The organism is Roseovarius sp., assembly GCF_040223625.1.
GTDB lineage: Bacteria > Pseudomonadota > Alphaproteobacteria > Rhodobacterales > Rhodobacteraceae > Roseovarius.
This window is the reverse complement of sequence record NZ_JAVKFX010000048.1, coordinates 1-22,957: the sequence shown is the minus strand read 5'-3', so window position 1 is coordinate 22,957 and position 22,957 is coordinate 1. Positions and strand designations below refer to the sequence as shown.

General features: G+C 66.2%; 22 protein-coding genes and 2 tRNA genes. 11 read left to right on the top strand and 13 right to left on the bottom strand.

All coding sequences use genetic code 11. The features are described from left to right. The first annotated feature begins 182 nt into the window (after positions 1 to 182). Positions 183 to 2,003 (top strand): M3 family oligoendopeptidase, encoded by a 1,821-nt coding sequence (locus RLN94_RS14395; protein WP_350169156.1) that lies wholly within the window; start codon positions 183 to 185, stop codon positions 2,001 to 2,003. A gap of 57 nt (positions 2,004 to 2,060) precedes the next feature. Here RLN94_RS14395 and RLN94_RS14390 read toward each other — a convergent pair whose 3' ends face one another. The 4 genes from RLN94_RS14390 to RLN94_RS14375 form a co-directional block, all read right to left on the bottom strand. After that, positions 2,061 to 3,257, bottom strand: a complete 1,197-nt coding sequence (locus tag RLN94_RS14390; protein WP_350130892.1) for a hypothetical protein — start codon at positions 3,255 to 3,257, stop codon at positions 2,061 to 2,063. An 86-nt stretch (positions 3,258 to 3,343) separates the two neighbouring features. After that, complete coding sequence (locus RLN94_RS14385) at positions 3,344 to 4,426, bottom strand: alpha/beta hydrolase (protein ID WP_350130893.1); 1,083 nt, start codon at positions 4,424 to 4,426, stop codon at positions 3,344 to 3,346. A gap of 62 nt (positions 4,427 to 4,488) precedes the next feature. Beyond that, the gene (rpoH, locus tag RLN94_RS14380; RefSeq protein WP_350130894.1) at positions 4,489 to 5,385 is read right to left on the bottom strand and encodes an RNA polymerase sigma factor RpoH; all 897 of its coding nucleotides are present in this window, start codon (positions 5,383 to 5,385) and stop codon (positions 4,489 to 4,491) included. 175 nt (positions 5,386 to 5,560) lie between these two features. Beyond that, a complete protein-coding gene (locus RLN94_RS14375; protein WP_350130895.1) occupies positions 5,561 to 6,586 on the bottom strand; it encodes an RluA family pseudouridine synthase in 1,026 nt (341 codons plus the stop codon). On the opposite strand from RLN94_RS14375, the gene RLN94_RS14370 reads away from it, so the two are divergent. Further along, positions 6,585 to 6,887: a DUF6476 family protein gene (locus tag RLN94_RS14370; protein ID WP_350130896.1), complete on the top strand. Its 303-nt coding sequence runs from the start codon at positions 6,585 to 6,587 to the stop codon at positions 6,885 to 6,887. The genes RLN94_RS14375 and RLN94_RS14370 overlap by 2 nt on opposite strands. 29 nt (positions 6,888 to 6,916) lie before the next feature. Here RLN94_RS14370 and RLN94_RS14365 read toward each other — a convergent pair. Further along, positions 6,917 to 6,993 (bottom strand) — tRNA-His (locus tag RLN94_RS14365). Positions 6,994 to 7,181: 188 nt separating this feature from the next. Continuing rightward, entirely contained in the window at positions 7,182 to 7,664 is a 483-nt protein-coding gene (locus tag RLN94_RS14360; protein WP_350130897.1) for a GNAT family N-acetyltransferase, read from the bottom strand. A 78-nt stretch (positions 7,665 to 7,742) separates the two neighbouring features. Here RLN94_RS14360 and RLN94_RS14355 point away from each other — a divergent pair, with 78 nt between their 5' ends. Then, the gene (locus tag RLN94_RS14355; protein ID WP_350130898.1) at positions 7,743 to 7,931 is read left to right on the top strand and encodes a DUF6324 family protein; all 189 of its coding nucleotides are present in this window, start codon (positions 7,743 to 7,745) and stop codon (positions 7,929 to 7,931) included. Here RLN94_RS14355 and RLN94_RS14350 read toward each other — a convergent pair. Beyond that, on the bottom strand, positions 7,926 to 8,375 hold the full coding sequence (locus RLN94_RS14350) for an MmcB family DNA repair protein (protein ID WP_350130899.1): 450 nt from the start codon (positions 8,373 to 8,375) through the stop codon (positions 7,926 to 7,928). The genes RLN94_RS14355 and RLN94_RS14350 overlap by 6 nt on opposite strands. 151 nt (positions 8,376 to 8,526) lie before the next feature. On the opposite strand from RLN94_RS14350, the gene RLN94_RS14345 reads away from it, so the two are divergent. Both RLN94_RS14345 and RLN94_RS14340 read left to right on the top strand, forming a co-directional pair. Then, positions 8,527 to 9,819: a hypothetical protein gene (locus tag RLN94_RS14345; protein ID WP_350130900.1), complete on the top strand. Its 1,293-nt coding sequence runs from the start codon at positions 8,527 to 8,529 to the stop codon at positions 9,817 to 9,819. After that, positions 9,816 to 10,598 (top strand): COG3904 family protein, encoded by a 783-nt coding sequence (locus RLN94_RS14340; protein WP_350130901.1) that lies wholly within the window; start codon positions 9,816 to 9,818, stop codon positions 10,596 to 10,598. Before RLN94_RS14345 ends, RLN94_RS14340 begins: the two co-directional genes overlap by 4 nt. A 291-nt stretch (positions 10,599 to 10,889) precedes the next feature. Here RLN94_RS14340 and RLN94_RS14335 read toward each other — a convergent pair whose 3' ends face one another. Then, the gene (locus RLN94_RS14335) at positions 10,890 to 11,228 is read right to left on the bottom strand and encodes a hypothetical protein (RefSeq protein ID WP_350133055.1); all 339 of its coding nucleotides are present in this window, start codon (positions 11,226 to 11,228) and stop codon (positions 10,890 to 10,892) included. Between the two features lie 185 nt (positions 11,229 to 11,413). Between RLN94_RS14335 and ribB the strand changes: the two genes are divergently transcribed. The 3 genes from ribB to nusB are packed head-to-tail and all read left to right on the top strand — an operon-like array spanning position 11,414 to position 13,595. After that, the gene (gene ribB / locus RLN94_RS14330) at positions 11,414 to 12,571 is read left to right on the top strand and encodes a 3,4-dihydroxy-2-butanone-4-phosphate synthase (RefSeq protein WP_350133053.1); all 1,158 of its coding nucleotides are present in this window, start codon (positions 11,414 to 11,416) and stop codon (positions 12,569 to 12,571) included. Beyond that, positions 12,571 to 13,113 carry a 6,7-dimethyl-8-ribityllumazine synthase gene (locus tag RLN94_RS14325; RefSeq protein ID WP_350133051.1) on the top strand — a complete coding sequence of 181 codons (543 nt, stop codon included), beginning with the start codon at positions 12,571 to 12,573 and terminating at the stop codon, positions 13,111 to 13,113. The genes ribB and RLN94_RS14325 overlap by 1 nt, the downstream gene beginning before the upstream one ends. Then, positions 13,110 to 13,595 (top strand): transcription antitermination factor NusB, encoded by a 486-nt coding sequence (nusB, locus tag RLN94_RS14320; protein WP_350133049.1) that lies wholly within the window; start codon positions 13,110 to 13,112, stop codon positions 13,593 to 13,595. Before RLN94_RS14325 ends, nusB begins: the two co-directional genes overlap by 4 nt. Before the next feature lie 7 nt (positions 13,596 to 13,602). Here the strand turns inward: nusB and RLN94_RS14315 are convergent, their stop codons facing one another. The 4 genes from RLN94_RS14315 to ggt form a co-directional block, all read right to left on the bottom strand. Further along, entirely contained in the window at positions 13,603 to 14,400 is a 798-nt protein-coding gene (locus tag RLN94_RS14315) for a hypothetical protein (RefSeq protein WP_350133047.1), read from the bottom strand. Beyond that, positions 14,393 to 16,900: a GcvT family protein gene (locus RLN94_RS14310; protein ID WP_350133045.1), complete on the bottom strand. Its 2,508-nt coding sequence runs from the start codon at positions 16,898 to 16,900 to the stop codon at positions 14,393 to 14,395. Before RLN94_RS14310 ends, RLN94_RS14315 begins: the two co-directional genes overlap by 8 nt. Before the next feature lie 150 nt (positions 16,901 to 17,050). Then, entirely contained in the window at positions 17,051 to 18,028 is a 978-nt protein-coding gene (locus tag RLN94_RS14305) for a hypothetical protein (protein ID WP_350133043.1), read from the bottom strand. A gap of 92 nt (positions 18,029 to 18,120) precedes the next feature. Then, positions 18,121 to 19,905 (bottom strand): gamma-glutamyltransferase, encoded by a 1,785-nt coding sequence (gene ggt / locus RLN94_RS14300; protein ID WP_350133041.1) that lies wholly within the window; start codon positions 19,903 to 19,905, stop codon positions 18,121 to 18,123. A 131-nt stretch (positions 19,906 to 20,036) separates the two neighbouring features. On the opposite strand from ggt, the gene RLN94_RS14295 reads away from it, so the two are divergent. Continuing rightward, positions 20,037 to 21,011: a quinone oxidoreductase family protein gene (locus tag RLN94_RS14295; protein ID WP_350133039.1), complete on the top strand. Its 975-nt coding sequence runs from the start codon at positions 20,037 to 20,039 to the stop codon at positions 21,009 to 21,011. Positions 21,012 to 21,050: 39 nt separating this feature from the next. Here RLN94_RS14295 and RLN94_RS14290 read toward each other — a convergent pair whose 3' ends face one another. After that, positions 21,051 to 22,037, bottom strand: coding sequence for a 2-hydroxyacid dehydrogenase (locus RLN94_RS14290; protein WP_350133037.1), 987 nt, complete (start codon positions 22,035 to 22,037; stop codon positions 21,051 to 21,053). 105 nt (positions 22,038 to 22,142) lie between these two features. Here RLN94_RS14290 and RLN94_RS14285 point away from each other — a divergent pair, with 105 nt between their 5' ends. Beyond that, a complete protein-coding gene (locus tag RLN94_RS14285; RefSeq protein ID WP_350133035.1) occupies positions 22,143 to 22,664 on the top strand; it encodes an SH3 domain-containing protein in 522 nt (173 codons plus the stop codon). 94 nt (positions 22,665 to 22,758) lie between these two features. After that, positions 22,759 to 22,833, top strand: a tRNA-Gln gene (locus RLN94_RS14280). The last annotated feature ends 124 nt before the right edge of the window (positions 22,834 to 22,957 follow it).

Below are 22,957 nucleotides of genomic sequence, written 5' to 3'. Positions count from 1 at the left end.
ACCGCCCAAAATACCGACGTAATACCGACGTAATACCGACGCGATACCGAAACCGGAAATCCCGCCATTTCAGGCCGTTAACCCCGATTCGCTCCATATCGCCGGACTCCGCGACAATCTCCCCGCTTGAGCCCGCCGCCACCTGCTTCTATGTCTGACCCCAAACCTGACAGGAGAGCTTCATGATCCATCTGCCCCGGCCCGCCTTCGACGCCAATGCCAGCTCCGGCTCCGACAACCTTGGCGACCTGCCGGAATGGGACCTGACCGATCTCTACAGCTCCGAGGACGCCCCCGAACTCCAGCGCGATCTCGACTGGCTGGAAACCGAATGCGCCGCCTTCGCCGCCGATTACGAGGGCAAGCTCGCCTCGCTCGACGCCGCCGGCCTCCTGACCTGCATCGAACGCGACGAGAAGATCAGCAACATCGCCGGCCGCATCATGTCCTTCGCCGGCCTCCGGTACCACCAGGTGACGACCGATCCGGGCCGCGCCAAGTTCCTCTCCGACTGCCAGGAAAAGATCACCAACTACACCACCCCGCTGGTGTTTTTCACCTTGGAACTCAACCGGTTGGACGATGACGCCCTGGCCTCGATGTATGCCGAGAACGAAGCGCTCGCCCGCTACAAGCCGGTGCTCGACCGCATCCGCGCGATGAAGCCCTACCAGCTCTCCGACGAGCTTGAGAGGTTCCTGCACGACCTCGGCGTCGTGGGCGACGCGTGGGAACGCCTCTTCGACGAAACCATCGCCGGGCTCACCTTCACCGTCGACGGCGAGGAGCTGGGCATCGAAAGCACCCTCACCCTCCTCACCGAGCCCGAGCGCGCCAACCGCGAGGCCGCCGCCCGCGAACTCGCCCGCGTCTTTGGCGAGAACATCCGCACCTTCGCCCGCGTCCACAACACCTGCGCCAAGGAAAAGGAAGTCGTCGACCGCTGGCGCCAGATGCCCACGGCCCAGACCGGCCGCCACCTCGCCAACCATGTCGAGCCGGAAGTGGTCGAGGCCCTGCGCGACGCCGTCGTCGCCGCCTACCCCAAGCTCAGCCACCGCTATTACGAGCTGAAGCGCAAGTGGCTCGGCCTCGACACCATGCAGGTCTGGGACCGCAACGCTCCCCTGCCGATGGAAGAGAAGAAGACCGTCGACTGGCCCACCGCCCGCGGCATGGTGATGGACGCCTACACCGCCTTCGACCCCCGCATGGGCGAGATCGCCGAACCCTTCTTCGACAAGGGCTGGATCGACGCTGCCGTCAAGCCGGGCAAGGCCCCCGGCGCCTTCGCCCACCCCACCGTGACCAACGTCCACCCCTACGTGCTGCTCAACTATCTCGGCAAACCGCGTGACGTGATGACGCTGGCGCATGAGCTCGGCCACGGCGTCCACCAGGTGCTCGCCGCCGACCAGGGCGAACTGCTCTCCTCCACCCCGCTGACCCTGGCCGAAACCGCCAGCGTCTTCGGCGAGATGCTGACCTTCCGCAAGATGCTCGACGCCGCCAAGGACCAACAGGAACGCAAGGTCCTGCTCGCCGGCAAGGTCGAGGACATGATCAACACCGTGGTCCGCCAGATCGCCTTCTACGACTTCGAATGCAAACTCCACGCCGCCCGCCGCGACGGCGAACTCACGCCCGAAGACATCGGCGCGCTGTGGATGTCGGTGCAGGGCGAAAGCCTCGGGCCGGCCTTCGAATTCATGGACGGGTACGAAAGCTTCTGGGCCTATATCCCGCACTTCGTCCACTCCCCGTTCTACGTCTACGCCTACGCCTTCGGCGACGGTCTGGTGAACGCGCTCTACGCGGTCTACGAGGAGAACCCCGAGGGCTTCCAGGACAAGTATTTCGACATGCTCCGCGCCGGCGGCTCCAAGCACCACAAGGAGCTTCTGGCCCCCTTTGGCCTCGACGCCTCCGACCCGGCCTTCTGGGACAAGGGCCTGTCGATGATCTCGCGCTTCATCGACGAGCTGGAGGCGATGGAGGACTGAGCCGAAAAGCTTCGAACACACGGGCCGGAAAGCTGCCGCTTTCCGGCCCGTTTCACGTCACCCCGGCTCCTGCCGCGCCGTCATCCACCCGTTCAGCCGCCACATCCCCCAGGCCAGCGGAATGGCCGCCAGCCCGCCCACCACGTAGGCCAGCGGCTCGTCCCCGAAGCTCTCGAAGAGCTGCGTATAGGCATGGATGCCCGCAAAGGTCATCGCCGCGTTGAAGATCCCCCGGTTCGCCCGCACGGCCGCGATATAGATCACCACCGCCAGCACCACCGCCCACACGACCGAATAGACGTGGTGCGAGATCACCAGCGTCCCCTCCCGGAACGCCTCGCGCTGCGCCTCGAACTCCTCCCATGTCTGGTCCGGGTCGCTGAACCGCCCCGGCCCCCACATGGTCTCGCCCACGACGTCGCCCCAGAGCGAGCCCACCAGCGCGCACAGGCTCGCCACGATGAACCCCAGCACCGACAGCACCCGCGCATGTCGGGCCCAGCGCTCGGGCCACACGTTCTTGGCCCAGATCAGCAACAGAACCATCACCCCCATCTGCAGGATCGTCAGCGTGGGCTCGGGCGAATAGAACACGTAAGCCGCATGGAAATAGGCCGTCCCGGTGTCCAGCATCTGCGCAAATGGCGCGATCGCCAGCGCCGTGACCAGCCGCACATCTGTCAGCATCCCGGCCCCGGCGATCAGCAGGCTGGCATAGAGATACATCGCCGCCACCGGCAGCCCGGTCACCTCGTACTGGATCAGCACCAGCGCACAGCCGCCCAGATGCAACGCCACGCCCATCAGGAAGATCGCCCCGGTCACGAAATGCGTCGTCCACGCCCCGCGCCACAGCGCCACGGCCCCCGCCACAGCGACCGGCACGCCGGCGAACAGCATCACCCAGCCGGCGCTTCCCTCGTACTTGTCGATCAGTTCGAACACCCCGCCGCCGATCAGCATCCCCGCCCCGATCAGCGCGGCGGCATTGCCGAACATCCGGTACATCTCGCCGCCCCTGGCCAGCAGCACCAGCCCGCCCGCCAGCGCCAGCGCCCCGAACACCGCCACCGACACCGCGTTGGCCAGCCAGAAGATCAGCCCCGCCGTCGCCGCCACGATGCCGAAACACAGGATCGAGTTGATCGCCAGCGCGACCATCGTCTCGCGCGCCCGCGCCTCGATCACGCGCGCCTGGCGCGCGTCGATCACCCCGTCGGCCACAAGGCTTTTCGTATCCGCTATGGCATGCATGCGCCGCCCCTCCCATTGACGCGAACCGCGCCCAAGATGCGCCAATACCGGGAAATTACAAGAGCTTCCGATGGCCCCACGCCGCCTTACATATCGGCGTCGAGCACCATGTAATCCTCGAACTCCTCCGCCCCGCTCTCGAACTGCGAAATCATGCCCTTCAACACCTCGATCGCGGCCGGCGAGGTCACGGCGGTGGCATGGTTCAGCCCCTCGCCATCCCCCAGCGCGGTGAAATCCACCACCCGGACCTCCTCGATCCCCTCGAGCTGCTCGGCACTGTCGATCGTGCCCAGCCGCGGCTTGCGCCCGGTCAGAAACCCGGCCAGCGACAGCGCCCGGTCCTGCTGCGAGACGAAGATCAGGAACGGTTTGGGCAGCCGTCCGATCGCCTCGGCCTGCATGCGAAAGACGTCCGGGTCGATATCCGGCGACATCAGCACCACCCCGTTGATCCGGTTCAGAAGCGCCCGGTCCCCGCGCAGCGCCGCCTGCCGCAGCGTCTCCATCACCAGCTGCGCGCCCATCGAATGCGCCAGCAGGAACACCCTATCATCCCCCGTCCGCGTCAGGGCGCCCAGCACCTGCGCGAAATCATCCCGCGAATACAGCACGCTGTCGCGGTCATAGGCATAACCGCGCGGATCCCCCGCCGAGGGCCACGCATACACGACCCCCGGCCCGGTTGTGCCGAAATCGGCCCGCATCTGCGCAAAACGATAGACCGCGTCGGAAAACGTGTTGTTGTAGCCATGCACGAAGACCAGCGTCTCGGTACCCGGTGTCCGGTGGCGCATCGCGCCCACCATGTCATCGGCCCCGCGATAAACCTGGCTGCCGGTCATCACGAAATCCGTCGCCGCGTCGGGCGGGCCCTCGGGCCATTCCACCTTGCCGGGCGAATGGGTCGGCGGGATCGACACGTCGACATGCAGGTATTTCAGCCCCCTCGGACGCTCCTGCCCGAACTGCCGGCCCAGGTCGTCGAGATCCAGCTCGGTCGCCACGTAGATCCGCTCGATACTGGCCGAGGGGTCGGGCGCAGCGAACTGCGCCGCCTGCCGCGGCGAACAGGCCACCAGCGCCGCCGCCAGCAGGCCAATCACCAGCCGGCGCGCCGCCGTTCCCACGACCGGCCGGACCATTAACGAATTCGGAACGCCGGTCATGAAAAAGCCTCCCCACGGACTACGCGGGAAGGCTACTGCGATTTGACAGATGCTGAAAGACCTCAGACAGCCGGCAACATGCCTTTTTCGTGCGCAAGGCTGCGCATGCGCTTCTGAAGCTTCTCGAAGGCGCGCACCTCGATCTGCCGGATACGCTCGCGGCTCACGTCATACTGGCCGCTCAGCTCTTCCAGCGTCACCGCCTGGTCGTTCAGCCGCCGCTGGGTCAGGATGTCCTTCTCGCGATCGTTCAGCACGTCCATCGCCTCGGCCAGCAATTCCCGCCGCGCGGTCAGCTCGTCCTGCTTCTCGTAATCGGCGGCCTGGTCGGCGTCCTCGTCCTCAAGCCAGTCCTGCCATTGCATCGAACTGTCCTCGTCCGAGCCGACCGTGGCGTTCAGCGACGCGTCGCTGCCCGACATCCGCCGGTTCATCGAGATCACCTCGTCCTCGGTCACGCCAAGATCATGCGCGATCTGCTTGACGTTTTCCGGGCGCAGGTCGCCATCCTCCAGCGCGCCGATGCGCGACTTGGCCTTGCGCAGGTTGAAGAACAGCTTCTTCTGCGCGCTCGTCGTGCCAAGCTTCACCATCGACCAGCTGCGCAGGATGTATTCCTGGATGCTGGCGCGGATCCACCACATCGCGTAGGTGGCCAGCCGGAACCCCTTCTCGGGATCGAACCGCTTCACCGCCTGCATCAGGCCCACATTCGCCTCGGAAATCACCTCGGCCTGCGGCAGGCCGTAGCCGCGATAGCCCATGGCGATCTTGGCCGCCAAGCGCAGGTGACTGGTGACAAGCTGGTGCGCGGCCTCGGTGTCCTGCCCTTCGACCCAGCGCTTGGCCAGCATGTATTCCTCTTCGGGCTCCAGCAGGGGAAACTTGCGGATTTCCTGCAGATACCGGTTAAGCCCGCCCTCCGGCGTCGGTGCGGGAAGATTTGCGTAGTTAGCCAAAGCCTCGTTCCTCCAAGTGAACCGGTTAACCAATGTTTAACCTGTTAACATTGATTTAAGATGACGTAGGGGTCGATTCAACCCAACTGAACCGAATAGTTTAAATTAGCATGAACCTCTTCCGCTGATTTGGCCAGAGCTGTGACAACGTTCTCACGCAACCGTGCAAACGATGTCAGCCCCGCAGCAGTTCCAGAACCCCGGCGAAATCCGCCGGCAGCGGCGCCTCGAACCGCAGCCACTCGCCCGAAACCGGGTGCTCGAAGCCCAGAACGGCGGCGTGCAACGCCTGCCTGCGGAACCCGTAGAGGGCCGAAAAAGCGTTCTCGGACAAGGCATTGGCCGCCGGCTTTCGCCGCCCGCCATACACCGGATCACCGATCAGCCCGTGCCCGGCATGCGCCATATGCACCCTGATCTGGTGCGTCCGCCCCGTCTCCAGCCGGCATTCCAGCAGGCTCACCGCGCCCGGATTTCCGAAACATTCCAGCACCCTCGCCCGCGTCACCGCGTGCCGCCCGCCATCGAACAGCACCGCCTGTCGCTGCCGGTCGGTCCGGTGCCGGGCAAGCTGCGTGGTGATCTTCAGCACGTTGCCCGGCTCGAACGACACCCCCCGCGTCCCGCGCAGCCTCGGGTCGGCGGCATCCGGGCAGCCATAGGCCAGCGCAAGGTAAACCCGTTCCGCGCTGTGCTTCTCGAACTGCTTCGCCAGCCCATGATGCGCCCGGTCCGACTTCGCCGCCACCAGCAGGCCCGAGGTCTCCTTGTCGATCCGGTGCACGATCCCCGGCCTTTTCTCGCCCCCCACGCCCGACAGCGTGTCACCGCAGTGATGCAGCAGCGCGTTGACCAGCGTGCCCTCGGGGCTCCCCGGCGCGGGATGCACCACCATCCCGGCGGGCTTGTTCACGACGATCAGGTCGCCGTCCTCGTAGACCACGTCGAGCGCAATCTCCTGCGCCACCGTCTCGACCTCGCCCGCCTCCGGCACCTCGATTTCCACCAGGTCGCCCTCGGCCACCCGCGCCTTGCCATCGGTCACCACCGCGCCGTTCACCCGCACCTGCCCCTCCGCGATCAGCCGTGCCAGCCGCGTGCGCGACAGCGCCGCCCCCTCTGGCACATCGCGGGAAAGCGCCTTATCAAGGCGGGGCGGCGGCGCGGCCGCGATCCGGAAAGACAAGGGTGACGACCCCATGGCGGACAACTCCCACGAACAGCCGGTCGATGCCGGAACCGTGAAATACCTGCGTATTCTGGTCACGGTGCTGACCGCGACGATGATTCTGGGGTTCATAGTGATCGTCGTGCTGTTTGTCATCCGCTTCTCGGATGCCTTCGGCCCCGAACTGCCCGATGTCATCACCCTGCCCGACGGCACCACCCCCACCGCCTTCACGAAAGGCGCCGACTGGTACGCCGTCGTCACCTCCGACGACCGGATCCTGATCTTCGACCTCGACAGCGGCGAGCTGCGCCAGACCCTCCAGGTGGAATGACCGCCGGACATGCGAAACTGGGGGGAAGATGGTACCGCCTCCCCGGCTCGAACGGGGGACCTCTAGATCCACAATCTAGCGCTCTAACCTACTGAGCTAAGGCGGCACTGCCAATCCGTCCCGGCACAGGCGAAACCGTCAGATGCCGAGACTGGAGCCTCGTATGCCAAAGCTCTCCGCCCGATGCAACCGGGAAAAGCGCCTGTGTGACAGCGCCTCACGCCAAATTTCCGCCTGGCTCACCCTCCGCCCGCGGCGATCCTCCAGAACGGGCCGCGAAATATCACGCCGGGCTCAGAGAGCGATCGACCAGCTCTGCTCGACCAGCGCCTGCCCGAAGGACCGCACCGGAACCGAGCTTTCGCAGGTGAACCCCCGCGCCTTGTAGAGCGCACAGGCCGCCCGGTGGCTCTCATGCGTCCAGAGCCTCAACCGCCGGTATCCGCGCGCCTTCGCGAAATCCAGGCAGGTCTCCAGCAGCCGCTTGCCCAGCCCCGTGCCCCGCGCCTCGGGCTCCACCAGGAACAGCCGCAGCTTGGCCACCTCCCCCTCCAGCCGCACGCAGAAGATGCAGCCCAGCCGCCGCCCGTCCCGCTCGGCAATCCAGCCCCGCTCGCAGGCCGGGTCATGCGAGGCCACGAAATCCGCCACGATCTCGGCCACCAGGGCCCCGAAACTGTCGTCGAACCCCGCCTCCTGCGCATAAAGCACGCCATGCCGCGCGACGATCCAGTCGGCGTCGCGGGGCGCAAACGGGCGGATGGCGATGGTCTCCATGGAACAACCAAACCGTTTGCAGGCTTGTCTTTCAAGCCGGAACGATATACCTGCAGAGCGCTTTTTCAGGAGGGCACCATGGGCATCAACACCGAACGTGACATCGAGGCGAACCTGCAGATCGGGCCGACCGATCAGGGCATGGTGCGCATCTACGTCGAGGCGGACGGCGTTGAAATCCCCATGGATTTCGAGCCCGACGAGGCCCGCGAGATTGCCGAGGAAATCATGTCCGCCGCCAAGGCCGCGGAAAAACGCGGCTCATAAGACAGGATCGCGCAGCGCCTGAAGCCGCCGCGCCGCGTGGCGGGCAAAGCGCCGCGTCAGCGCCGTGCGCCGCGCCGCCGGCAGCTTGTCCTCCGGCGCCATGCGGATGATCTCGGCATCATAGGCATCGGCCATGATCAGCCCCGTCTCCGGCGGCAGCAGGTCCGACGGGAACGCCTCGTCGACCGCCCAGAAATACCGGTCGCACCAGCCCAGGTAGCCTTCCCATTTCCCGTCCGACATGAAATCCGCGCGCGAGGATTTGCACTCGATCACCCAGATCTCGCCCTTCGGTCCCAGCGCCATCACGTCTACCCGGCGGCCCCGTTCCGGCATGAACTCCTCGACGCAGACGAAGTCATGGCTCGCAAGGTGACGGCACACCCCGCGGGCCAGCAACTGGCCCGGCAGCATCGTGTCGGAGGGGTACAGCACCTGCGTCATGGCCCCAATTTATGAACAATACGTGAACATTGGCAACCCCTTCCTTCACGTGACCGTAAGGCCCGCCTTTGTGAGCTTGATGTTTGTCTCAACCAATTCATACTTCCCAAGGGGTTCCGCCCCGTTCCTGCCCAACCGAAAGCGCCAGACCATGTCCGAAACGAAATCCGAAACCGCCCGCAGCCGGGGTGTGCGCTATGCCCGCGAACTGGAAGGCCACGTGGACTGGCTCAACAGCTTCTCCGGCACCGCGCTTGGCGTGCTGGCGGTGGCCTCGGGCATCTACACCTATCTCGGCGTCTCCTCGCTGCTCGACGACACCGGCGCCATGTCGGCCTTCGCCGCCATCGCCTACTCGGTCGCCGTCTCGGTCGGCATCTTCGTCTTCTGGTCCTACCTCCTCCGCCTCTTCCCGGCGGTCAATTCCCGGCAGGCGCGGCTGGGCCTTCTGGGCGCCATGGGGCTCGGCTCGCTGGCCATCGTCGCCATGTCGAGCTGGCTCAACGCCGCAGCACTTGCCGGGTCGGCCGCTGTGGAACAACACCTCGCCAAGACCGTGCAGGATTACCAGACCAGCCTCGAGCGCGCCCACGAGGTCGCCCTGACCGGTCAGGCCCTCGAACGCGACGTCGCCCGCGTGCGCCAGTCTTTCGAGGATCTCAGCGAACAGGAGGCCACCGGCAACCTCTCCGGCCTCGCCGGTCGCGGCGCCGTGTTCCGCGTCCTGCGCCAGAAAGCGGCGGAGCTTACCGCGCTGGAAACCCAGATCGCCCAGCAGACGCCGCTTGTCGACAACGCCTTCACCGAGGGCAACCAGATCCTCAGCCGGATGCGCGCGCTCACGGTCGAGCCGGGCCCGGTCGAGGCACGCTCCATCGAATTCTCCGAACTGGCCGTGCGCCTTCAGGGCCTGATCACCCAGCTCCGGCAACTCACCGTCGCCCCCCTCGTCGCCCGCGCCGCGCAGGACCTCGCCGATTCCGTCGTCCTGCCCGAGCTTGACGGCAGCACCGCCGAAAGCCGGAACAGCCAATCCTCCACCATCACCTCCGTCCTCGAAGTGCTGGGCCAGCGTGCCGCGACGCTCGAAAGCGCGGCACAGGAGGTGGCTAACCTCCCCTCCGCCCCGGAAGTGACCTACACGCCCATCTCCGCCGCCGACGCGGTGATCCTCTATGCCGGCAATTTCGTGCCCTCCTGGGCCGGCGCCATCGCCATCGACCTGCTGCCCGCCGTGCTGGTCCTGATCCTCGCCATCACCCAGTCGGCCATCCGCACGGGCCGCGACGGCACCACCGTCGAGGACATGCTGACACTGGCGGAACTGCGCGCCGCGCTGGCCGCCGCACGGGAGGTCGACGCCGCCATGGACCACCATGACGAGCCCCCCGCCCGCGATGCCGACGGCAACAAGATCAAGCGCATCACCGGCGGCTCTTCATGAGCAACGACCCGCGTGAAAAGCCGAACCCAAAGGAGAAGACGGGCAACGGCGTCGGCCGCATCCTCACCGCTATCCTGATCTTCCAGCTCGGCATCGGCGCCATGCTGGTCCTGGGCGACGTGCAGTTAGGCCGCCTCTCCCTTCCCGGCCTCGGCCCGAACGCCCCGCGCCTGACCGAGCCTGTCCGACCCGGCGACCAGCGCCGCACCTACCGCCCCGAGCGCGACCGCCCGCCGACCCAGCCCGCCCGCGACCCCGGCCAACTGCCAGAGCGGCTGATGCTGACCCAGATCGAGGGCGCCACCTACCGGCTCGAAGGCGCCGTGGCCGAGGGCGACGGCGCCCGCGTCAAGAAACTGCTGTCCGAGGCCACGCCCACGCCCGAAACCCTTGTCCTGCAATCCCCCGGCGGCTCGGTGCAGGACGCGCTCGAGCTTGGCCGCCACCTGCGCGACCGTGAGATCGGCACGCAGATGCTGGCGGGCGAGTTCTGCCTCTCTGCCTGCCCCTACATCCTCGTCGGCGGCGCGACGCGCGACATCGACGACAGCGCGCAGGTCGGCATGCACCAGCATTACTTCGGCCAAAGCACGATCCTCCCCGCCTCATTCGCGGTCGAGGACATCCAGGCCGGACAGGGCGAGGTGATGGTCTACCTCAACGACATGGGCATCGACCCGATGGTGATGACCCACGCTCTGGCCACCCCGCCCGACGAGATCTACGTGCTGCTGCCCGAGCAGCTTCGCGAATACGGTTTCGTGACACAAGAAGACTGACAGACCCCTTGCTCTGGGCCCTTCCGCAGCTTACCTATTGCGCGTGACGGGTGCTGCCCTTCTCGTGAACGGTTGCATTCCGGTGGCCTTAAATAATTCCGAGGGAGCTGGCTCTGTCCGGGCCCTGGTCCGGTTACCCGGCGCCCACCTGTACATGCAGGTCCTCGGGAATGAGATAACCAAACGGTTGCGTGCGGGCCCGTCACACATTCCGCACAACGACGAAATCGCAAAGAAAATGCCGCGTCGGTTGACCCGCGCGGCATCATCACGTGCAATATATCGGAAGCCCTACCGCTTTTCCCAGAACGCCCGGTTCCCCTGGTCGGCCCGCACCGGGATGGTCGCGTATTCGCGCCGCATGTCGACTTGCTGACGCAGCCCGCCGCCGGGGCCGTCATCGTCGTCGTCATCCTTCATACGCATCACCGCGATGCCGAACTGCACGCCGGCAAATATCACGCCGTTCGAGACCCACAACACGAACAGCGCGATCCAGCCCTTGTCGGACGTGCTGATCAGGTGCCAGAGATTTGCGATGTCGAACCACAGCAGCATGCCCACGAACACCCCTGCAAGTCCGAAGCCGATGGCGACATTCTTGATATAGAGGCTGATAAGCTTGGGCATGGTGTGCGACTCCTTTTCGAGGTGCGCCATTGACTCTAGCACACCATGCCCCGTTCTCAAGGAATTCTCCGGGCGCGCCCCCGCGATTTCACGTCGCACGCGTATTTCTGCCACCGGATTCCGCTCTGGCCATTGCATCGCCCCTGCGCTATCTGGCAGTCCTGCACCGCCCCCGGGGAGCCGAGATGTCCGAAACCCACGCCTTTGAAAAACCCGGACCCGTCGAAAACGAGCTGCGAAGCGCGATTTCGTCCACCGAGGAAATCATCGCCGCCGCCCGCAAGGGCGAGATGTTCATCCTCGTCGACCACGAGGATCGCGAGAACGAGGGCGACCTCGTCGTCGCCGCGGAATTCGCCACGCCCGAGGTGATCAACTTCATGGCCACCCACGGCCGCGGCCTGATCTGCCTGCCGATGACGGCCGAACGGATCGACAGGCTCGGCCTGCCGATGATGGCGGTGAACAACTCGTCGCGGCACGAAACCGCCTTCACCGTCTCGATCGAGGCGCGCGAAGGTGTGACCACCGGCATTTCCGCCGCCGACCGCGCCCACACCATCGCCACCGCGATCAACGACCAGAACACTTCGGCCCAGATCGCCACGCCGGGCCACGTCTTTCCGCTCCGCGCCCGCAACGGCGGCGTGCTGGTCCGCGCCGGTCATACCGAGGCGGCGGTCGATATCTCCCGTCTCGCCGGGCTGCACCCTTCCGGCGTGATCTGCGAGATCATGAAGGAAGACGGGACGATGGCCCGCCTCCCCGACCTCGTGGAATTCGCCGAGGCCCACAACCTCAAGATCGGCACCATCTCCGACCTCATCGCCTATCGCCACAAGCACGACAACCTGATCCGCGAAGTGCGGCGCGACACGGTCACCTCCTCCCACGGCGGCGAATGGCAGATGCGCATCTTCGCCGATCAGATCACAGGAACGGAACACGTGGTCCTGACCAAGGGCGACATCTCCGACGGCAAGCCTGTGTTGGCCCGCGCCCATGCGCTCAACGCGCTGGAAGACGTGCTCGGCATCGGTCTCTCGGCCGCCGAGGGCCGCCCCACCGGCAAGCTGCCCCGCGCCATGGACATCATCGCCGAGGAAGGCCGCGGCGCCGTCTTCCTCTTCCGCCAGCCCCGCCCCAAGCTTGCCGGCGAGATCGAGGAAGACGAGGGCCCGCGCACCATCAAGCAGACCGGCCTCGGCGCCCAGATCATGTCGACCATGGGCCTGCACAAGCTGATCCTGCTGTCCGACAACCGCGACACCCGCTATCTCGGGCTCGACGCCTACGGCATCACCATCGTCGGCACAAAGCCCCTCAGCCAAGGAAAATCCTGATGGCCGGAACCGAATACACCCTGCCCCGCGCCACCTTCACCGACCCGGTGAAACTCCTGATCGTGGTGGCCCCCTTCTACCGCGACATCGCCGACATGATGATCGCCGGCGCCGTGGCCGAGATCGAGGCCAGCGGCGGCACGCACGAGATCGTCGAGGTGCCCGGCGCCCTGGAAATCCCCACCGCCATCGGCATGGCCGACCGGATGGCCAAGTTCGACGGCTACGTCGCGCTCGGCTGCGTCATCCGGGGCGAGACGACCCATTACGACACGGTCTGCAACGACAGCTCGCGCGGGATCACCCTGCTGGGGCTTCAGGGCACGCTGGTGGGCAACGGCATCCTCACGGTCGAGAACCGCGATCAGGCCGTCGCCCGCGCCGACCCGATCCAGATGAACAAGGGCGCCGGCGCCGCGGCGGCAGCCTTGCATCTGGTCGCGTTGGGCCGTAAGTGGGGCGGCCGTCGCAAGGGCGTGGGCTTCCTGCCCGAGCCCGACACGACACGATCCGATCACGACAAGGACGCCCCAAAGGCATGACCGACGACGTCAAAGCAGTTTCCGGCAACCAGAAGCGGCGCATGCGCTCGGCCGCGCGGCTCTATGCCGTGCAGGCGCTATTCCAGATGGAGCATTCGCAGCAAAGCGTCAATTCCGTGGTGCAGGAATTCCTCTCGCACCGGTTCGGCGCGGAACTCGATGAAGGCGTCGACATGGCCGACGGCGATATCGACCTCTTTCGCAAGCTGCTCGACGACGCGGTGACCTGGCAGGCGAAGATCGACCAGATGACCGACCGCGCCATCGTCGCCGAGTGGAAGATCGACCGCATCGACCCGACCCTGCGCGCCCTCTTCCGCGCCGCCGGGGCCGAGATGGTCAATTCCGACACCCCGCCCAAGGTGGTGATCATGGAATTCGTAGACATCGCCAAAAGCTTCTACCCCGAGGGGCGCGAGTCCAAGTTCGTCAACGCCGTGCTCGACCACATGGCGCGCGAGGCGAAGCCCGAAGCGTTCTAGACCGCGATTACGCCAGCGCGTCGTTGGCCACCCAGCGGAACAGCACGAAGACCCCGCCGATCAGGGTCATCGGCAGCAGGATCAGGTTGAACAGCAGCACCGCCAGCAGTTCAATATAGCTCTGGATCAGCACATCCGCCTCCGACACGATCCGCGAGGCCATCGAACTGTAGCGGGCAATGGCATCCCCCTGCTCGAACCAGCCCGAGAACCAGCCCTCATCCTCCGCCTCCGGCGGCGCAGTCTCGACCCCGTCGATGATTTCGCTGACGATGCGCTGGTTCTCGGTCCATGTCCGCTCCGTCATCAAATCGGCCAGCGACCCGGACAGCCAGTAAGACAAGGGCAAGGCAACTGCGAAGAACGCCCCATACAGCAGAAGCTTCCGCCCCACCCGCATGCGCGTCACCACCACCATGGTCAGCAGGCCCAGCCCCGCCATCGCGAACCCGATGGCGCCGACAGGCCCCATGGCGACCGACAGCACACCCGACACCATCATCATCGCGAAAACGACAGAGGCGATTCTCTCGATCGTGTCGTCGATCGGCTCCAGCGTCTTGAGCGGCTGAACCGAGGCCGACGCGCCCACCGACAGGCCGACCTCGGCCTCCTGCGCGGTCGACAGGAACGCGTTGAGCGTGCGCAGCGAGACATAGGTCACCGCACTCGCCGCCGCGACCCGGCTGGCATAGCTCTCCGCCCCGTTGGACAAGGGGTTGAGCGGATAGAAAAATGCCAGCGCAAAGCAGAGAACCGCCGCCACCGGGGCAAGAAAGTACCGATGGCGGCCGGGTTTATCCATCCTTGCGGATCACCTCGTTCTTCGGATCGTAGGGGCTGTCACAGGTCACCACGGCATCCCACAGCTTGTCCTGCATCTTGACCTTCAGCTTCGTGCCTTCCACCGCCTGCTCGGGCTTGACGTAACCCATGCCGATGGACTTCCCGAAGTGAACCGAATACCCGCCCGAGGTCAAGCGGCCCACGCGGGTGCCATCCTCGGTGTAAAGCACCTCGCGGCCCCACGGGTCGGCATCCTCCGGCCCGTCGATCAGCAGGGTGCAGCACTTCACCCGCACGCCGGTTTCCACCAGCTTGTCCTTGCCGTGGAACTCCTTGTCGAGATCGACGAAGCGCGGCAGATCGGCCTCCAGAGGCGTCGCGTCCCGGCCAAGCTCGTTGCCGAAGGCGCGATAGCTCTTCTCCTGCCGCAGCCAGTTCTGCGCCCGCGCACCGACCAGCTTCATGCCGTGGTTCTCCCCGGCCTTTTCCAGCAGGTCGAACAAGTAGTTCTGCATCTCCATCGGGTGGTGCAGCTCCCAGCCCAGCTCGCCGGTATAGGCCACGCGGATCGCGTTGACCGGGCACATGCCCAGCTCGATCGGCCGCGCCGACAGCCACGGGAACCGCTTGTTCGACAATGCGGTCGCCGGGTCGGCATCCTTGATCACCTCGTTCAGCACATCGCGCGACTTCGGCCCGGCAATGGCGAACACGCCCCACTGGCTGGTCACGTCCTGCAGCTCGATCCGGCCGAACTCGGCCTCCTTGTCCTCGATCGCCTTCTTCAGGTAATCGGCGTCATACTCCGTCCACGCCCCGGCCGAGACGAGGTAATACTTGTCCTCTTCCAGCCGCACGATCGTGTACTCGGTGCGCGTCGTGCCATTGGCGGTCAGCGCATAGGTCAGGTTGATCCGCCCCACCTTGGGCAGCTTGTTGCAGGTGAACCAGTCAAGGAAGGCGGTCGCCCCCGCACCCTTGACGATATGCTTGCTGAAGGCCGACGCGTCGATCAGGCCCACGCCCTCGCGGATCGCCTTGGCCTCCTCGACCGCGTATTGCCACCACTCGCCGCGGCGGAAGCTGCGGGCGTCGTGATCGAAACTGTCCGGCGCATCGAGCGGCCCGAAATAGTTCGGCCGCTCCCAGCCGTTGACGAAGCCGAACTGCGCGCCGCGCGCCTTCTGCCGATCATAGGCCGGCACGGTCCGCAGCGGGCGGCAGGCCGGGCGTTCCTCGTCGGGGTGGTGCAGGATGTAGACGTGGTCGTAGCACTCTTCGTTCTTGCGCGCCGCGAACTCCGTCGTCATCCAGTTCGACGAATACCGCTTGGGGTCAAGCGAGGCCATGTCGATCTCAGCCTCGCCATCCACCATCATCTGCGCGAGATAGTACCCGGTGCCGCCGGCAGCGGTGATCCCGAAGCTGAACCCCTCGGCCAGCCACAGGTTGCGCAGCCCGGGCGCCGGGCCCACAAGCGGGTTGCCGTCCGGCGTATAGCAGATCGGCCCATTGAAATCGTCCTTCAGCCCGCATTCCTCGCTCGAGGGCATGCGGTGGATCATCGCCATGTACTGCTCCTCGATCCGCTCGAGGTCGAGCGGGAACAGGTCGGCACGGAAGCTGTCGGGCACACCGTATTCGAAGCAGGCCGGCGCGTTCTTCTCGTAAACGCCCAGAATCCAGCCGCCCCGCTCCTCCCGCACGTAGGATTGCGCATCGGCATCGCGGATCACCGGATGCTCGCCATTGCCCTCGGCCCGGTATTTCTGCAGCGCCGGGTCGGCGTCGGTCACGATGAACTGGTGCTCGACGGGGATGGCCGGCATCTTGATACCCAGAAGCTTCGCGGTCCGCTGCGCGTGGTTGCCCGACGCGGTCACCACGTGCTCGGCGCTGATCACCGTCTGCTCTTCGCCGGGCACGAGGTTGCCGCCCTTCTCGACCATCTTGGTCAGCGTCACGTCCCAGTGGTCGCCCATCCACTCGAACTTGTCGGCCTGCCACTTGCGCTCGATCATCACGCCGCGCTGGCGGGCGCCCTTGGCCATGGCCATGGTCACGTCGGCGGGGTTAATGTAGCCGTCGGTCTGGTGATAGATCGCGCCGGCCAGATCCTCGGTGTTGATCAGCGGCCAGCGCGCCTTGATCTCGTCGGGGCTCAGGAACTCGTAGGACACGCCACAGGTCTCGGCGGTCGAGGCATAGAGCATGTACTCGTCCATCCGCTCCTGCGTCTGCGCCATGCGCAGGTTGCCGACCACGGCGAACCCGGCGTTCAGCCCGGTTTCCTCTTCCAGCGTCTTGTAGAAATCGACCGAGTACTTGTGGATATGCGTCGTCGCATAAGACATGTTGAAGAGCGGCAGCAGACCGGCCGCGTGCCAAGTCGAGCCTGAGGTCAGCTCGTCGCGCTCGACCAGCATCACGTCCTCCCAGCCAGCCTTGGCCAGGTGATAGGCGATCGACGTACCGACGGCGCCGCCGCCGACGACCAGGGCTTTCACTTGCGTTTTCATGGGCTGCGACTCCTTCGTGCATGCGTTGGCGCATATGTACCATTCCTGCATGGCCACGGCGGTTTCAGCCGACATAAACAGGCTTAAAACCGACGCCGCCCGAGGTGGTGAAACCCCGGGCGGACGGTGCATGTCACGAAAAGGCGTGGATCAGTCGCAGAGCCGGCCGCTCGAGGCGCCCAGGCAGGACCGGCCGCCGGAGAGTTGCAGGCGGCTCACGCCGCTGTCTTCCGTGCGTTGGCCAAGCGCATTGCCGCCGTTCAGCTTAACGACCGTCGCCGCCGGCGCCTCCGGCTCGGGCGCAGCATCCGCTTCGCCCTGACCCGTCGTCGGGGCGAGAGTCTTCTCGCCATAGCGCAGTGCGGCGGCACTTTCGGCAAGCTGCAATTCTTCGGCCGTGGTCAACGCCGGGGCCGCGCTGCCGACACCGGCAACCGGCTCGTCAAGCATCAGGTTGAGGCTGTCGTAATCGATTAGCTCGAGGAAGGCGCGCACCGTGTCGGCCTCGGCATTGGCGGCCACCCCGATCAGGATGTCCTCGCCGATGAAGGCTTCCAGCGCCAGCTGCGCGCCGCCCTGCACGTCTTCTCCGGTGACTTCGAAGAACGGCACACCCTGCACGACGGCATAGGGCACATAGGTCGGGCCGGTAGAGCCGTAGAAAGATTCCGACACGAGGTGGCCCAGCGCGACGATCCCCCGCCCCTCGGAATCATTGCCTATGTAGCGGGCCGAGAGGCGCACCATCTCGTCACCGCGCACGTAATCCCACGTGTCGAACAGCGCGACCTGCGCCGCCTTCTTGAGTTCCTTCCGGACCGCCATCTGCGTCGTCAGCGGCAGGCCTGCCAGCTTTTCGTCGGCATCGGGGTTCGGATCCTTCCACGCCCGGCGCTCCCAACCCTCGGGGGCCTCCGGCAGGTGGATATGGGCCTCCTTCGACTGGCGGCGCGCGGTGTCGATGGCGCTTACCGTCTCGCCGAGGCGAGCATTGTAGGAGCCGACATACTCGGAAAACGCGTACTCGCCGGGGAACGAGCCGTTGGCCTTGGCCTGCACGACGTAATCCGCGCCCACGACGAAACTGGCGGCCACGCAGACGAACCCGATGGCGTAGGGATTGAACATTGAATAGCTCCGCTCTTTCTCCGGTTGGCGTGGTGATCGCACCGGATTGGGGCGGAAATCGGGATCAGGGGCGGCGATTGGGTGGCGCGGGCCTACCGCCCGATGGCCACCCCCTCCCGGCGCGGGTCGGCCCCGCCCAGCAATCCGCCCTCCTGAAGCGAGATCGCGTGCAGCCCCGAGGTCAGCACGTTCCGGTTCACCTCGAACCCCATGCCGGCCAGCGCGCCGACCAGCTCGTCGCTCACCAGCCTGCCTTCCACGTCATAGGTCCCGAACCGGTTCACAAGGTGCGGCAGCGCCACCGCCTCCTGCACATCCATGCCCCAGTCGAGATGGGCGATGATCGTCTTGGCCACGTACCCGATGATCCGGCTGCCCCCGGGCGAGCCGACGATCAGCACCGGCTTGCCATCCTTCAGCACGATGGTCGGCGCCATCGACGAGCGCGGCCGCTTGCCGGGCTCCACCCGGTTGGCCACGGGCCGCCCGTCCTCGTGGCTGGTGAAGGAGAAATCGGTCAGCTCGTTGTTCAGCAGGAACCCCCGCACCATCAGGCGAGAGCCGAAGCCGTTCTCGATCGTCGTCGTCATCGAAAGCGCGTTGCCATACCCGTCGACGATGGAGATATGCGAGGTCGAGGGAAACTCGATCGACGCATCGTCGGCCCAGTTGAGCGCGTGGTCATACTCCGGCGCGCCCGGCGCAACCTCCTCCAGAGCCGCCTCACCCTTCAGCAGCTCCGCCCGCTCCGCCAGGTAGCCTGGCTCGACCAGCCCCTCCACCGGCACCGGTACGTAATCTGTATCGGCCATGTACCGCCCCCGGTCGGCGAAGGCGAGCCGGCTGGCATCGCCGATCAGCCGCCACGCCTCCGCGCTCTCCGCCCCCATCGCGGCCAGGTCGAACGGCGCCAGCAGCCCCAGGATCTGCCCCACCGTCAGCGCCCCCGACGAGGGCGGCCCCATCCCGCACACCTCGTAACCGCGATAGGGCACGCAAACCGGCGCGCGCTCCTTCACGCTGTAGATGGCAAGGTCGATCTCCTCCATCACGCCCGGGTTGCCGGGCGCCCCCTGCACGGTTGCCACGATGCCCTTGGCGATATCGCCCGTGTAGAACGGCGCCGGCCCCTCGCTGGCCAGCGTGCGCAGCGTTTCGGCATAGTCCGGGTTCCTCAGCACCTGCCCCACCTCCGGCAGCTTGCCCTCGGGAAAGAAATACGCCCGCGTCGGCGCGAACCGCGTGAGGCGTATCGCGTCCCCCGCCACCATGGTCGACAGCCGGGGCGATACCGCGAATCCCTCGTCGGCCAGCCGGATCGCCTCGTCGAACAGCCCCGGCCACTCGGACCGGCCCCACGCCTCGTGGGCCGCCTTCAAAAGCGCGGGCGTCCCCGGTACCCCCACCGACCGGCCGCCCACCACGGCATCGTAGAAATCCAGCGGCTCGCCCGCCTCGTCCTGGAACAGCCGCGGCGTCGCCGCCAGCGGCGCGGTCTCACGGCCATCGAGCGTCGTCACCTCGCCGCTCTCGCCATCGTACCAGACAAGGAACGCGCCCCCGCCAAGCCCCGAGCTTTGCGGCTCGACCAGCCCCAGCACCGCCTGTACGGCCACCATCGCGTCCGCCGCCGTGCCGCCCTGCTCCAGCACCCGTGCCCCGGCCTCGACGGCCAGCGGGTTGGCCGCGGCGACCATCCAGTCCTGCGCCTCCACCGGCCGCCCGGCCGCCTTCGCCTCGAGCGCGTGCATTGTCTGCTCGGATACGGCAACCTGCCCCGCCCCCGCGGCCTCCGGCTCGACGGCATCGGCGGCCTGCTGGGCCGTAAGGGCCACCGGCGGAAGACAAAGGGACAGGCAGAGGATGAAGCGGCGCATGACGGCCTCCTGTGGCAAGGGGAGTTGCCAGAACTCTGTCGCAATGCGCGCTCGCAGGCAACCGGTTGAGCCTGCCCCGCAATCCATGCACTAATGCCGCGCAAATCCACGCAACATCCAAGGAAGCGCCCATGTCACGTAGCGTCATCATCGAACAGGCCGGCGGCCCCGAGCAACTGAAACTGACCGAGGCCAAGGTGGGCGACCCCGGACCGGGCGAAATCCGCATTCGCCACAAGGCCTGTGGCCTCAACTACATCGACGTCTACCAGCGCACGGGTCTCTACCCCCTGCCCCTGCCCCACGCCCTCGGCATGGAGGCCGCCGGCATCGTCGAGGCGGTGGGCGATGGCGTGACCCACCTGAAGGAAGGCGACCGCGCCGCCTATGCCGCCGTGCCCCCCGGCGCCTATTCCGACGCTCGCGTCATGCCCGCCGCCCAGGTCTGCCCCCTGCCCGACGGCATTTCCTTCGAAGACGCCGCCTCGATCATGCTGCAGGGGATGACCGTCGAATACCTCTTCCACCGCACCTGGCCGCTGGAGAAAGGCCAGACCGTGCTCTTCCACGCCGCCGCCGGCGGCGTCGGCCTGCTCGCCTGCCAATGGGCCCGCTCCGAAGGAATCGAACTGATCGGCACCGCCGGAACCGACGAAAAGTGCAAGCTCGCCCTCGACATGGGCGCCAGCCACTGCATCAACTACCGCGATAAGGATTTCGCCCCCGAGGTGAAGAAGATCACCGGCGACAAGGGCGTCGACATTGTCATGGACGGCGTCGGAAAGGACACGTTCGACGCCTCGCTCGACTGCCTCAAGCCGCTGGGCATGATGATCTCCTTCGGCAACGCCTCAGGCCCGGTCGAGCCGGTCAGCCTGCTGACGCTGGCCTCCAAGGGCTCGCTCAAGATGACCCGGACGACGCTCTTTACCTTCCTCGCTGATCACGATCGTTGCCAGGCGATGGCGAAACACCTGTTTGAGAAGGTCGAAAGCGGCGACGTAAAGACGAATATCGGCCAGCGCTACAAGCTCGAGGACATCGCCGAGGCCCATCGCGCGCTCGAAGCCCGCGAAACCACCGGTTCCACCATCATCACCCTCTGAGCAAACGAAGAACGGCGCCCTCGTGGCGCCGTTCCCCCGTCAAAGCATCGATGGAACCACCTGGTCGGGCGGGCGGTGCCCATCATCGAAGGTCTTGATGTTCAACAGCACCTTCTCGCCCATCTCCATCCGCCCCTCGTTGGTCGCCGAGCCCATATGCGGCAGCAGCACCACGTTCTTCAGCTCCCGCAGGCGCGGGTTGATCTCGGTGCCATGCTCGAACACGTCGAGCCCCGCCCCGGCAATCTCCCCCGCCCGCAGCATCCTTGTCAGCGCGTTCTCGTCGATCACCTCGCCGCGCGAGGTGTTCACGATCACCGCATCGGGCTTCATCAGCTTCAGCCGCCGCGCGTTCATCAGGTGAAAGGTCGAGGGAGTGTGCGGGCAGTTGATCGACATCACGTCCATCCGCGCCACCATCTGGTCAAGGCTTTCCCAATAGCGCGCGCCCAGTTCCTCCTCGGTCTCCTCCCGAAGGCGGTGGCGGTTGTGGTAGTGGATCTGCATCCCGAAGGCCGCGGCCCGGCGGGCCACCGCCTGCCCGATCCGGCCCATCCCGAGGACACCCAACCGCCGCCCGGCCACGCGCCCGCCCAGCAGCGCGGTGGGCGACCAGCCATGCCATTCGCCCGACTGCATGGTGGCCAGCCCCTCCGGAATACGGCGCAGAACCGCCAGGATCAGCGCCATGGTCATGTCGGCGGTGTCATCGGTCAGCACGCCGGGCGTGTTCGACACGAGAATCCCGCGCTGGCGGGCCGTGTGCACGTCGATATGGTCCACCCCGGCGCCGTAATTGGCGATCAGTTTCAGCTTCTCGCCGGCCTGCGCGATCAGCCCCGCATCGATCCGGTCGGTGATCGTCGGCACCAGCACGTCTGCCGTCGCCACCGCCTCGGCCAGCTCCTCGCGCGTCATCCGCGTATCGCTTTCGCGCAGGCGCACGTCGAAGAGCTCCTGCATCCGGCGCTCGACCGGCTCGGGCAGGCGTCGCGTAACGACAACACTCAGACGGGCAGATGGCATGAAGCTCCTCCTTTGACTTCCAAAGACCGCGCGATGATGCCAGACTGGCGCAGGAAACAGCGGGGCACAAGAACCCCATTGGCATTGAAGAGCAGGAATTCGAACATGTCGCTGAAATCGGCGTTTCCGGGGGTGGCCCCGGCCATTTTTGCCTGTGTCATCTCCGCCCTGGCCACCGCCGCGCCCGCCCGGTCACAGGAGCGCGGCCCGGTCACCAACCTTCCCCTGCCACGCTATGTCTCGATGAAGGCGGCCGAGGCGAACGTGCGCCGCGGCCCCAGCCTCACGCACCGTATCGACTGGGTCTTCAAGCACGAGGACATCCCGCTCGAGATCACCGCCGAGCACGGCCACTGGCGCCGCGTGCGCGACCGCGACGGCGCGGGCGGCTGGGTGCATTACTCGCTCCTCTCCGGCGTGCGCACGGCGATTGCCGAGACGGACATGCTCGAACTCCGCGCCCAGCCCGACCCGGCCTCGCTCGTCGTCGCCCGGCTCGAGATCGGCGTGATCGCGCGCATCGAAACCTGCACCGCCACATGGTGCCGTCTCGAGGTGGCCGGCTACGAGGGCTGGACCCCGAAAGGCACGATCTGGGGCGTCGCGGCGGACGAAATCCTCGAGTGACCGCCCCCGATCGCATGCCGACATCAAAAGCCGAGAATTTCTGCCAATCCGGGCTTGAACAGCCGCACCGACCGGAGTAATACGCGCGTCACGTTGGGGTGTAGCCAAGTGGTAAGGCAGCGGTTTTTGGTACCGTGTACCGTAGGTTCGAATCCTACCACCCCAGCCATAGCTTCTCCGAGATTTAAACCGATGGACGGCGCGACCTGCGCTTGGTCCGGAAGTGCCCCGATTTGTGCCCCTCGCGTCGGGTGTGTCGGGTGAGCTGCTCGGAGCACGCGGCGGAGGCTTGT